This window comes from Mycoplasma sp. 1573 (assembly GCF_053851775.1).
Map to the genome: position 1 here is coordinate 124,951 of NZ_JBSQBG010000002.1, position 12,686 is coordinate 137,636.

Genomic DNA, 12,686 nt, shown 5'->3' on the forward strand with positions numbered 1-12,686 from the left:
TAACAAGAAGAGCAAAGCATATTGTTTTGTTCTTTTTTGTTTACTTTTTAGCACATACTCGAAATAAAAAAGTAAAATTCCCCTAAATTTTTCGAGTTTATGAGATAAACATGGTTATAAAAAGAGCTAACTTGGTGATTGAAAAATCTAAGCTATGAGTTGTTAAGTTGTCAGTTGCTAAAAAACTTTTGTTTTGCAAATTTTGTTGATTGGGCTCTAGGATGTAGTCAAAAAATGCTTTGACGAAAGGTAAAGTAGGTCAGTTAACTGAGATAAAATTTTCGTAACTTTCTGTTAGTCAGTTTTCTTTTGTTAACGGTTTTTTCATGTTATTCTCCTTGGGGGTTTTATAATTTACTTATATGAAAGTATTAAAAACCTTTAAATTTAAATTGTTTTTTTGAATAAGTTTGACAATCATTGGTGTCTTTGTAATTCTTTTTACTTCTATCTTTTTACATTTGGGTAATGATGCAATAACGGTTAAGAATGGTGCATGAAATGGTAGTTTCAATTTCGCACAAAAGCTTGTTTGAGGTGGTTCTAATCCATTAATAGTTACCAATAAGTATGAAGCTATAAACGATTTTTACATCATGACATATCACAGATCGGTTCAAAACACCCTTTATGCTTTTTGTTCTCTTTTCATTATTTCTGGCATCTTTTTAACAAGTTTTGCAGTTTACAAAATGGTAAGAGTTATTAAATTAAACAAATTAGAAGCACAAGCACAAAAAACTAAATTAGTTAGTTAATAATTTTTAGAAAGGATTAAGAAGTAGTCAATAGACTGCTTTTTAATTTATTTATGAGTTCTTAAGTGAACTTGTTTTGTTTTTTTCACTACGTTATTCGACTAACTAAATGCTTTTTGAATAATTATTGAAAAACTAATACAAACAAGCTGTATCAAAAAGACTCAAAAGATACAAAACATTTGTATCAAAACATCTTTTTTTGTATTTTCGAGAAGAAACATTAATATAACAGCTATAATCGTCTTTTACTAAAAAGGCTGTGCTGTACTGAAAAAGTATTACAGTATAATTAAAATTATGTCTAAGTACAAGATAAATATGAAAACAAATGATACATTAAGTAACGTTATTTGACGCGAAGCGTCTCTCTCTCTCTCTCTCTCTCTGAGCTCAATTTAGAAACATTTTTAGTATAAATGTTCTAAACTTTTTCATCTGCAATAATTTAATCAATACTTTTTGCCTATAGTTTTCTATAGGTTTTTTAGCTTTGACTAAAATCAGAGTTTTCGAAGCATTTGCAGGTGTAGGGGCACAACATTTAGCAGCAAAAAATGTTAACAAGAAAAACAATGCTAAAGATTTTTTCAAGATAGTAGCGACAAGTGATTGAGACGTGAGAAGTAACATAAGTTATGCTGCTTTTTATCACAACTTGAGTCCGCAAAACATTAGTGACTATATTCAAAAGTACAACATAACTGAGCAACAAATTAAAGATTTTATAAATGGGCAAACTTTTTCACTAGACAGTAAAAAACCGATGAGAAACTTTAATTTTAATAACAAGGCTTTTGCTGAAGCCATATTTGTTGCTAACAAACTAAGTAACAATTTTCCTGACATCACACAAGTTCAAGGTAAGAATTTAGATGAATTGAAAATTGATCTATTTACATACTCGTTTCCATGCCAAGGTCTTAGTGTTGCTAACATGGGGCGCGAAAAAGGGATTATTAATGAAAGTTCAACTTCACACTTAATTTGACAAGTCGGAAGAATTTTAAGTGAAATGGAACACAAACCTAAATACTTATTATTAGAAAATGTCACTCAATTGGTTAAAAAATTCGGTCACGAATATGATGAGTGAAAAGCATATTTGCAAAAAATGGGATATAAAACTTTTACAACAATTATTGATGCTCGTGAACACGGTTCATTGCAAAAACGACAAAGAGTTTTTGCTTTGAGCATTCAAAAGAACAGTGTTCCTAAGTGGTTGAAAAACGATACAGCTTTTGACACATTTATCAAGAAATTAGGCAAAGAATATACTCAATCAAGAACTAAAACAAAAGAAAGATATTTCAATGAAATCTTTAGCTTTAACTCAAATAAATATTTAGACGAAAAAATGCAAGCGGCACTTAAAGATACACCTTCAAGACAAAAATACATAAAAGAAGGAAGACAAATATCTAAAGAAGACTATGAAAAAGCTATTCCAACGGTAACTACAAGACAAGATAGATTTCCTAATGTTGGTATTATTCCAATTAACAAAAATGAGAAAGGTTTTTTAAACTGACGTCTCATCACCCCGCGAGAAGCATTTAGAATTATGGGTTTTACAAACAAACAATATAACAAGCTAAAACCATTCATTGACTCACAAATTACTAACTGAACTGCCTTGTACCGCCAAGCTGGTAATTCGATTGATGTTAAAGCTATTACCCCTGTTTTTGAATTAATTTATGAATTGGAGAAAGAGAATGACAGAAAAAAATAATATTAAATATTGAAAAATTGGCACAAATGTAAGTCGATATCTCGATACTTTTTTTGAATCTTGAATGAAGAGCTCCGAAATACGTAAATATCTTCTCGAAAAACCTTCAGAATTCACTATCGTTTACGAAGAGAAAAAGAAAGATAATAATCAATGTGAGCTCTACTTCAAAGAGTTGAAAGATTGTTTCGTTTTTCGGGATAGAACTATTCATCCTAAGAGTACCATCACACAATTTCTTAGAATTTTACTATTTACTGAATTAATAGTTATAAAAAACCAAACAAATGATGAAGAGTATTGTGTCGAATTTTCTCTTAGTCAAGATGTAATAGATGCTGTAAACTTGCATGACAAAGACTCAAATATTTCTAAGTTAACAGAAAAATTAAAAAAGCATGTTTATGATAAGACAATGAATAATATGCAAAATTTAATTAATCAAAACCAGGATTTTTTAAGTTCAGAATCGCGGAAATGAAACAATAATAAAGTTGATTTCTTTTATTCAATATTATTTACTATTGTTTACAACAAATCAGATAACAAAAAGAAAAACGAACTAGCTAGAACTTTAGACACAGACATAAAAAATATAAACAAGTCACTTGGTTATTATATGTTCATCGATAACTATAAAAATGAAATTTCTAGAAAAAATAACAAAATTTCTTCTTCCGAAAACTATCTAGAAAATAAATTCAAAACATGGCTTTACAAATACCATGGAATTGATGGTAATAATGATTCAATCAAGGTAGACATTAATACTAGTTTTGAACATCTTTACAAAAATGCTAAATATTTAAACTTTAAAGATAGCAAGAGAGAAAGTAGTATTGAACCTAATTTTGAAGCTGAAAGAATGACTATTCAAGAATATTTTAAAATGTTATTTCTTAACAAATATGGGGATTTTTCAGTTTTAATCCCTTTGTTTCAACGAGGTTATGCTTGAAATAACGAGCTGATTCAGAGATTAGTTAAAGATGTGTTTTCATTAGCTAATTCTGAAAATGAACAAGAAACGTTAGATTTAGGTTTTATTTCGTTGTTAAAAGACAATGAAAGCTCCACATATTGACTTATTGATGGTCAACAAAGAACAATGACGTTATTAGTTATTTGTTATTGAGCCATCAGAATGCTATATTCAAGCGAAGCAAAAGACTTAGAAATAAATGGTTATGACAATTTAGTTGAATTATTTGAACCCAAAACTATCAATGGATCAAAAACTTTATATGTTTTAAATAAATTTGTAGATCTTCAACAAATCAAGTGTTATAAAAACTTAAATGAATTCTTCATGTATCCTCAAAAATACAAAAATAAAGAAGCAATAAAAGAATTTTTAAAAACAAAAGAATTTATTGAATCAGAATTGAACTCATATAAAGTCAATAAACGTGCTAAAATATTGGCAAAATTCATTGATTGTTTACTTAATAATATTATAATTGTTGCGAAAGTAAATAAAAAGAAAGAAGATACCTTCAAATTTTTTGAAAGCATCAACACTCTATCGAAACCTTTACAAACGTACGATATATTTTTCTCAAAACTTTACTCGCTGCACGTGTCTCATTACAAAGATAAAGGTGAAGCGGAAAGGCAATTTCGAGATTTCAAAAAACAAATGAAATTAAATGCTAATAATAAGGATATTTTAGAAAATATATTCCAAATTATCATGCTAAAAAATTTCAAAAAAACTCAAAGTGAAAAAATTAGCATCTATAACATAGGTAAAACTATAGAAGAAATCATTGATCATGAGGCTGTTAATGATGTTGAGAATAATAATAAACAAAAAATTGTAGAGAATTTAAAAGAAAATCTAATAACTGAGCTTTGGAGAATGTCATATATTAAGCACGGAGATTTAGATAACCCAAAAATCATAGACAAAGAAAAAAGAAACCAACTTAAGTTTATTTATACCCTTATGGTTTCAAAAATAAAAGGTATTTTTATAGTGAAAAAGGCTGAAAATTTACCAGATGTTGCTATCAATTTAATTTATATTATTCTGGATAAATTTGGTGTTTTTGATGATGAATGCTTGAATGATTATAAAATTCATGAATTAAGATTGTGACTGAAAACATTGGAAAAGGTTATCATTTGATGAAAAACTAAAGGTAATTTTCATGATAGGTCTCTAAGATCAAATTTCGATAGAATTGCAATCAAAATTCTAGACTGAAATGATAAAAATTCGAAATACGAAATTGATACTCAAGAAGAGTTAAAGATACATTTAATAAATGAAATTTCCAACATTAAAGAGGTAACTTCATTCGACCAAGATTTCAATAAATTAGTCGAAGATGGACTAAATGAATGAAACAAAGAAGAAAACAAACATAATTTAAATGAAGTTTATACTAGAATTTGACTTAAATTAATCTTGGAATATATTTACCCAAAAAATGATAATTTGAGTACTACACCTATTGATGAAGTAGATACAATATACAACAAAATTATCCATGCAATAAACAAAGACAAAAACAAGGATAATGAATTAAGTTTAGAGCACTGTCACCCACAAAAACCAAGAGAAGGATCTAAACTTTTTAAAAACGAAGATGATAAAAAATATCTTTACTCAATTGGAAATACTTGTTTAATACCAAAGAATTTAAACTCAAAAATGTCAAACAAAGATTTTAAAGAAAAGATAAACACATATCCTCAAGATAAAGCTCTTAATTTCTTATTAAAAGAAATGAAATTTCCAAATGCAACAATTTTGGGAATCGATTCATTAGATCAAAAAACTATTAAAAAAGTTGTTCAAAACATCAAAGACAGACAAGATAATATTATTAAAGCATTGCAAGAAATTTATAAAGGCGTTTAATATACAGATATTAGATTACCCTTAGTCTCTAAAAGTTAAGCAAAAACTGGCAAACGCCAGTTTTTTCTTCTTCCTTCTTCCTTTTATAGTTTTGAAACAAATTCGTGTGCTGCTTTAGTCATCGGAATTTGCAATGCTTCTTCTTTGATTACCCATTTAGCTTCTTTGTGTTGTAATAACTTGATGTCACCCTTCACTTCAATTTCATAGAAGTTAACTTCTAGCTTCCCTAATTCGTGAACGTGTGAAATTTTTCTTAAAAACTTGTAATTTACAACATCAACATCTAATTCTTCTTTGATAATGCGTTTTAGTTGTTCTTCTTTATCTAGTCCAAAATCAAATTTTCCACCAGGCAACTCAAATAGGTGTGGATTGTGTTTGTGTTCTGGTCTTTTAAGCATCAAAAATTTGTTTTCCGAATTCTTAATTAATCCTGCTACTACTTCTAAAATCATACTTTTATTATAAATATTAAATGGCCTTGGAACTCAAAAATTTCTTAAAAAAGTTATAATTTTTTTATTAAGTGTGAAAGAAGGAAAAAATGGATAAATATTTTTTAATTGGTAACCATAAAATGAACTTAACATTCACTGAAGAAATTCAGTTCATGGTAAAGCTAGATGAATACTTTTCAAAGCGTAAAAAAAGTAATGGTGTATTCTTTGGAGTAGCTCCATCGTTGTGTAATTTAGCAGTTAAGACATTGCCAGGAGTGAGTCGTTCAGATATCAAGGTAGGAGCACAAAATATTTCTATGTTTGATAAGGGAGCTTACACTGGTGATATATCAGCTGCACAATTAAAAGATCTTGATTTGGACTTTGTAATTATTGGGCACTCGGAAAGACGGCTATTTTTCGAAGACAACGGGCACAAAATTAACCGCCGTATTAAAAATGCATTGACTGTTGGATTACATGTTATTTTGTGTATTGGCGAAACCTTAGAAGAGTATGAAAACAACCAAACCTTAGACTCACTAATCAAACAACTAGATGAGGCATTAGAAGGAGTTAGTGACCTTAAAAATGTTATTGTTTCATATGAACCAATCTGAGCTATAGGAACAGGAAAAGTTGCTTCAAACGAACATCTTATTAAGGTTTATGATGTACTAGGTAAAAAACTACCAAACGTAAGTTTTATGTATGGTGGTAGTGCTAAACCAGAAAACATTAAACACTTGCTAGAAATCCCTTACATAAGTGGTTTTTTAGTGGGTAAGGCATCATTGCAAGCTGAAAGCTTTTTTGAAATGCTAGAAATTATGGATAAAAACATTGAACTGTTAAACCAAAAATAGTTATCCAATTAAGACTAAAGCCAGTCTCTGAGTGAAACTGGCTTTTTTGTTAACCTAGAATGGCATCGGTAGTTTTGAAATTAGTTTTTGCAACAACATTAAGCTCTTCTTTGCCATAGATTTTGATAAATTCTTTACCAAACTCAATGATTTTGTTGCTTGCTCCAAATGGAAAAATTACTTTATATTTTTCATTTTGTTCTTGCATTGCTTTTAAAAAGAAATAACGTGCCAAAATTGAAGCAACTGCAACACTTAAATAATTATCTTCAGCTTTAGTTTCAAATAAAACTTCGTAATGCGGTTTTTGAAAATTTAAATTAGTTTTAGCTAATCTTGCTTCATAGCCAGCAATGCTGCGGAGAGTAGAAAATTGGTCAATAATGGCCGGCTTAGAGATTTTTTCTTGTAAAGCAACAATATTTTTGTAGTGATAAAGTAATTTAACTTCATTAACATTTAAAAATCGAGCAAGACTATTGTTGCCTTTTTGGGTTAAAGTTGTTTTTGTATAAAAAACCTTGTCAAGAATTTGACTAGCAATCTTGACTATTTTTTTATCTGATAATTTTTTAGAATCTTTAACACCTAAATTAATAATTTCTTCTTTTGCTTGGTCTGGCACATAAGCTGCTACAAAAATAATGGGGCTAAAATAATCTCCAACTCCGGTTTCATCGCAACCGATCAAATCTAAATTATTTTTCATCTTCGTAAAAGTGTGAAGCACTTACTAATTGTAATTTTTCTTTATCTAATTCTTTATGGAAGGCTTTGGCTTTTTTGATGTATTTTTCAGGATTGTTTAGGAACTTTTCAATAAAAATACCAACAGCTCCTTCTTTATTAGTTTGTTTCATTTTTTCACTTGCTAATGATTTTATGAATTGTTCGGCATTAGCAGGGGCTACTCCAATGTTACATGTTTCAAACATACTTGCATCATTGAATGAATCTCCAAAAGCAATAGTATCATCAATATCAATATCGTAGTAACGCATTAATAAACTAATTACTTTGGCTTTTGTTACTCCGATTGAAGTAATATCAACAACTGGAGTTAAACCTTCTCCTTTAGATCAAGAAGAAAATTCTCCTAAGTCTCCATATCTTTTCTTTAGATAACTTAATAGTTCAACAACATCAGTAGTTGGTTTAACATCAAAAACAATTCCTGTTGGTTTTAAAGGTAATTTAGTAAGTTCAATTTTTTCTTTAAATTTTGTTGCTGTATTGAAGTTGAAAACTCTTTCTAGAGCTTCGTCGCGGTGCATTAATTGTACTCAGTCAGGTCCTTCAATAGCGTAGTTAGAAATTTCTGCTTCAACCTTTTTATCACCTAAAATGTATAAAACTTCATTTAAATCTAAATAAGAAATAGTTGGGATAAAAAATGGGTCATTAGGATTATGAATGTGTGCTCCATTATAGTTTCCAACAATAGCATTAAGTCCTAAGCGATCATAAATTGGTTTTGTACTTCTTCAAGGACGTCCAGTGATGATTGAAACAACGTGTCCTTCATCAACTGCTCTTTTAATTTGTTCAACTGTTTTTGGGTGAATAGTTTGTTCAGCACTACTTGCTAACAAAGTACCATCCAAATCGATCGCGAATAGAAATTTTCTTTGCTTGTTTCTTCGATCCATATATCTCCTTATTAAAAATTATAACTTAACACACAAAAAAGCGAAAAAATACTCATATTGTGTGCTTTTTTACTTCTTCTTAAAGATTAAATAAACAATAACAGCAATGATTCCTACTACTGAAATACTAAGTCCAGCAATAATTAAAGCATTTCAAGGAGCTGTGCTTTTAGAAACAGTTTTAGTTTCTTCTTTAGTAGGAACGAGTGTTGTTTGGTTTTCTAAGTTAGTAATTATCGGCTCGGCATTAATTTTTTGAGTCTTTTGATTGTGATTTTGACTCATATTTTGAACAACAACTGGACTAGCAACAACAGTCAGGCTAGTCAAAGTTAAAAGTGATGTTAGTGCAAATATTTTGGCTAGTTTTTTCATATTTAAAATTATACAAAAAGCCCGAATCAATCGGACTTTTGTAATTATTTAATAGGTTGTCATTTTCAGTTTTTAACTTCGTCAATGTCTGTTCCTGTTTCACGAATATATTGGTTATGGTAAGCAATTTTTTGCGCCATTTCGTTTACAAAATCATTTGCTTTTTGATCATATACTGCTTTAGCTGCGGTAGCTGCGATGTCGAAACGATCCATTTTACTCATTACCCGAATATCAAATGTTGTGGTAATGTCTCCATTTTCACGATAACCATGAATGTGAAGATTGTGATTGTGACGTTTAAAGAAAATATCTCTAATTAAAGCTTCATATCCGTGGAAAGCAAAAACAATAGGTTTATCTTTAGTGAAGATTTTGTCAAATTCTTCGTCTGTTAGTCCACGTTCATCGATTTCTGGACTTCGCAGTTTTAATAAGTCAACAACATTAACAAAACGAATTTTTAAATCTTTGTATTGATTGTGTAACAAGTTAACTGCTGCTAGTGCTTCGATTGTAGGTTCCGTTCCAGATGAAACCATTACTAAATCAACATCTTTGTCAGTAGCAGTTGAAGCTCAATCAATAACTTTTAGTCCCTTGTCAACTAATTCTTGAGCTTCTTCAACACTAAAGAATTGGTCACGAACTTGTTTTGAAGCGACAATTAGGTTAATTACATTACGGTCTGAAAATGCTTTATCCATAACTGCTAATAATGTATTTGTATCAGCAGGTAAGTATTCACGAATGTATTTTGCTTGTTTGTCTGCTAAGTGCCCCAAAATTCCAGGATCTTGGTGAGTATAACCGTTGTGGTCTTGTTGGAAAGCAGTTGAAACAGCCATGATGTTTAATGAAGGATAATCATTTCTTCAGTGCACTTCATCAGCCTTTTTGATTCATTTCATGTGTTGAGTAATCATTGAGTCAACTACTCTTAGGAATGCTTCATAACTAGCAAAAACTCCGTGTCTTCCGGTTAATACATAACCTTCTAAAAATCCTTCAGCTTGGTGTTCTGAAAGTTGTGAATCAATAACTCTTCCTGAAGGCGCTAATCATTCATCTAGTTTTGGATTAATACTTTCTAATCATTGACGTTTAGTAACTTCGAAAACTTTGCTTAAACGGTTTGATTTTGTTTCATCAGGTCCAAAAATACGGAAGTTTTCAGGGTTGTTTGTAATCATTTTTGCTAAATAACCACCTAATTCAACCATATCTTGTGCTTTCATTTCACCTGGTTGTTTGAAATTTAAAGCAAATTCTTTTCAGTTAGGTAAATCTAATTTGACTGGTTTGATTCCTCCATTGGTGATAGGGTTTGTTGACATTCTCTTGTCACCTTTTGGAGAAATTTGACGGTATTCATCTTTGAATGTTCCGTTTTCGTCGAATAATTGGTCTGGGTTATAACTTCTCAATCAAGCTTCCAACTTATCTGCATGTGACATTTTGTCAGCTGCTACCGGAATAGGAACTTGGTGTGCTCTGAAGCTTCCTTCGATTTGAAGATTATCTCATTGTTCAGGTCCAGTAATTCCTTTTGGAATCCGAGCAATAAGAACTGGTCAATTTTGGCGAGTTGCGACTTGTGCACTTTTAGCACGTGCTTTTTGTTGAATTGCAAGAATTTTTTCAATTGCTTTATCCATTTTTGAAGCCATTAAAGCGTGTTGGCTTGAAGTATTATCAATTTTAACGAAGATAGGATCTCAACCTAATCCTTTAAAAAACATTTCTAGTTCTTTATCACTTTTACGTTCTAGAATTGTTGGGTTTGAAATTTTTCCACCATTTAAGTACAAAATTGGTAAAATTGCTCCATCTTTTACTGGGTTAATGAATGAATTTGAGAATCATCCAGCCATTAAAGGTCCAGTTTCAGCTTCTCCATCTCCAATGACTGTTGCAGCAATCACATTTGGATTATCTAAGATTGCTCCCATTGCATGGCTTAAAGCGTAACCTAATTCTCCACCTTCGTGAATTGAACCGGGAGTTTCAGGAGCGGCATGAGAAGCAATTCCGCCTGGGAATGAGAAAATTTTGAATAATTTTTGCATCCCTTTTTCATCTTGAGTAATTTCTGGAAATAGTTCTGAATAACTTCCATCTAAGTATGAGTTTGAAACCATAACTTGTCCACCATGTCCTGGTCCTTCGATGTAGAACATGTTTAAATCGTATTTATTAATCACACGATTTAAGTGGGCGTAAATGTAATTTTGTCCTGGGATAGTTCCTCAGTGCCCAATTGGATAAATCTTAACATCATCACTTGTTAAAGGTTTACGTAATAATGGATTGTTTCTTAAATACATTTGACCAGCAGAAATGTAAGTAGCCGCTCTAAATCAAGCGTCTAATTTGTCAAAGTATTCTTTGGTTGAAAATTTATCGTTTTTGAATTTCATTTTTCTCCTTCGTAATAATGTGTATATTGCTTATTTATTGTACCATTAAAAACCTTCAAAATGTAAGTGCTTGCAAAGAAAAAATGAGTAATTTTGTTTATCAATTTGAGTCTTTATGGCTGTTAAAAGTCACTGCAAGTGCTTAAAAAAGGTTTTAGGTTATAATTAAATATTATGTTTGAATTTATTGGTAATAGAATACAAAAATCAATTGAAAAAATGAATAAAAAAACTCGCATTGAGGAAGCTGATGTTTTAGAAATAATCCGTGAAGTAAAACTTTCATTACTTGAAGCTGACGTTAACTTAGAAGTTGTTAAAACTTTTACAAAAGAAGTGAAAACAAAAATTCTTGAAAATGGAAAATTAGGTAATTTAGACACACAACAAACCGTAGTTAAAATCTTCCGAGAAGAATTAGTTCGAATTCTAGGTTCAAAAGCAACAGAAATCAAGATAAAATCACAACCTACCAAGATTATGATGATTGGGCTACAAGGTAGTGGGAAGACAACATCGACTGCCAAATTAGCAGCATTTTTAAGAAAGAAAAAAATCGCTTCTAAGCCATTATTAATAGGAGCGGATATTTATCGTCCGGCTGCTAGAGATCAATTACAATCTCTTGCAAAACAAATTGATGTTGATTTTTATACTGAAAAAGTTGATGACGCATTAGCGATTGTTAACAACGGATTACAACAAGCCAAACAAAACAGCAACGATTTAGTAATTGTCGATACAGCGGGACGTTTAGCAATTGATGAAAACTTAATGCAAGAGTTAAAAAATATCAAAAAGAATATTCACCCAGACTACATTTTCTTAGTAGTTGATGCAATGAGTGGGCAGGATGTTATTAATGTTGCCAAAATTTTTAATGATGAGTTGCAATTAAACGGAACAATTATTACTAAACTAGATTCTGATACTCGTGGTGGAGCTGCTCTTTCAATCACTCATCTTTTAAACGTTCCAATCATTTTCATCGGAACAGGAGAAAAAATTTCCGCTTTAGAAGCCTTTGATCCCCAAAGAATGGCAAAAAGAATTTTGGGAATGGGTGACATTGTTGGACTTATCGAACAGGCAGAAGAAAATATTGATGAATCAAAAGCTCGCAAATTAGGACAAAGATTTTTTAGCGGTCAATTTAGTTTAGAAGATTTAATGGAAACAATGGCACAAATCAAGAAATTAGGAAAAATGACTAAAATCTTGAAAATGATTCCTGGTTTAGGAAATAAAATTGACGAAGATCAAATTTCAAGAGCAGAAGAAAAATTCGACATTTACAAGATTTTAATGGACTCAATGACCAAAAAAGAACGTAAAAATCCTAAATTATTAAAAGATGCAAACCGCAAAGCAAGAATCTTGAGTGGTTCTGGTCGTAGCGCGCGTGAATACAATATGTTAATAACTGATTATGAGCGCATGGCAAAGCAAATGAAAGAGATGGCTTCGGGAAGAGGTCAAATGAATATGGCTCAATTGATGAAAAATGGTGGTTTCGGTTTCTAAGTAAAAATAACCCAAAAATTTTACCTAGAAGCACTTTTAGTTGT

General features: G+C 30.6%; 11 protein-coding genes. 5 read left to right on the top strand and 6 right to left on the bottom strand.

The features are described 5' to 3' along the window. Positions 1 to 97: 97 nt before the first annotated feature. Complete coding sequence (locus tag ACWXVT_RS02085) at positions 98 to 328, bottom strand: hypothetical protein (protein ID WP_455967883.1); 231 nt, start codon at positions 326 to 328, stop codon at positions 98 to 100. A 34-nt stretch (positions 329 to 362) separates the two neighbouring features. Here ACWXVT_RS02085 and ACWXVT_RS02090 point away from each other — a divergent pair, with 34 nt between their 5' ends. From ACWXVT_RS02090 to ACWXVT_RS02100, 3 genes are all read left to right on the top strand, one after another. After that, positions 363 to 758 (top strand): hypothetical protein, encoded by a 396-nt coding sequence (locus ACWXVT_RS02090; protein ID WP_438341762.1) that lies wholly within the window; start codon positions 363 to 365, stop codon positions 756 to 758. 493 nt (positions 759 to 1,251) lie between these two features. Next, positions 1,252 to 2,496, top strand: a complete 1,245-nt coding sequence (locus ACWXVT_RS02095; RefSeq protein ID WP_455967885.1) for a DNA cytosine methyltransferase — start codon at positions 1,252 to 1,254, stop codon at positions 2,494 to 2,496. After that, positions 2,480 to 5,365 carry a GmrSD restriction endonuclease domain-containing protein gene (locus ACWXVT_RS02100; protein ID WP_455967887.1) on the top strand — a complete coding sequence of 962 codons (2,886 nt, stop codon included), beginning with the start codon at positions 2,480 to 2,482 and terminating at the stop codon, positions 5,363 to 5,365. The genes ACWXVT_RS02095 and ACWXVT_RS02100 overlap by 17 nt, the downstream gene beginning before the upstream one ends. A gap of 83 nt (positions 5,366 to 5,448) precedes the next feature. On the opposite strand, the gene ACWXVT_RS02105 is transcribed toward ACWXVT_RS02100, so the two are convergent. After that, entirely contained in the window at positions 5,449 to 5,823 is a 375-nt protein-coding gene (locus ACWXVT_RS02105) for an NUDIX domain-containing protein (protein WP_438341758.1), read from the bottom strand. An 89-nt stretch (positions 5,824 to 5,912) separates the two neighbouring features. On the opposite strand from ACWXVT_RS02105, the gene tpiA reads away from it, so the two are divergent. After that, positions 5,913 to 6,674, top strand: coding sequence for a triose-phosphate isomerase (gene tpiA / locus ACWXVT_RS02110; RefSeq protein WP_438341757.1), 762 nt, complete (start codon positions 5,913 to 5,915; stop codon positions 6,672 to 6,674). A gap of 49 nt (positions 6,675 to 6,723) precedes the next feature. Here tpiA and ACWXVT_RS02115 read toward each other — a convergent pair whose 3' ends face one another. The 4 genes from ACWXVT_RS02115 to ACWXVT_RS02130 all read right to left on the bottom strand — a co-directional run bounded on the left by ACWXVT_RS02115 (position 6,724) and on the right by ACWXVT_RS02130 (position 11,118). Further along, the gene (locus ACWXVT_RS02115; protein ID WP_438341756.1) at positions 6,724 to 7,383 is read right to left on the bottom strand and encodes a ribonuclease HIII; all 660 of its coding nucleotides are present in this window, start codon (positions 7,381 to 7,383) and stop codon (positions 6,724 to 6,726) included. Next, positions 7,373 to 8,323 carry a Cof-type HAD-IIB family hydrolase gene (locus ACWXVT_RS02120; protein WP_438341755.1) on the bottom strand — a complete coding sequence of 317 codons (951 nt, stop codon included), beginning with the start codon at positions 8,321 to 8,323 and terminating at the stop codon, positions 7,373 to 7,375. Before ACWXVT_RS02120 ends, ACWXVT_RS02115 begins: the two co-directional genes overlap by 11 nt. Positions 8,324 to 8,392: 69 nt before the next feature. Next, positions 8,393 to 8,698 (bottom strand): hypothetical protein, encoded by a 306-nt coding sequence (locus tag ACWXVT_RS02125; RefSeq protein WP_438341754.1) that lies wholly within the window; start codon positions 8,696 to 8,698, stop codon positions 8,393 to 8,395. A 44-nt stretch (positions 8,699 to 8,742) separates the two neighbouring features. Further along, positions 8,743 to 11,118, bottom strand: coding sequence for a phosphoketolase family protein (locus tag ACWXVT_RS02130; RefSeq protein ID WP_455967888.1), 2,376 nt, complete (start codon positions 11,116 to 11,118; stop codon positions 8,743 to 8,745). A 174-nt stretch (positions 11,119 to 11,292) separates the two neighbouring features. On the opposite strand from ACWXVT_RS02130, the gene ffh reads away from it, so the two are divergent. Then, positions 11,293 to 12,642, top strand: a complete 1,350-nt coding sequence (gene ffh / locus ACWXVT_RS02135; RefSeq protein ID WP_438341752.1) for a signal recognition particle protein — start codon at positions 11,293 to 11,295, stop codon at positions 12,640 to 12,642. Positions 12,643 to 12,686: the final 44 nt, after the last annotated feature.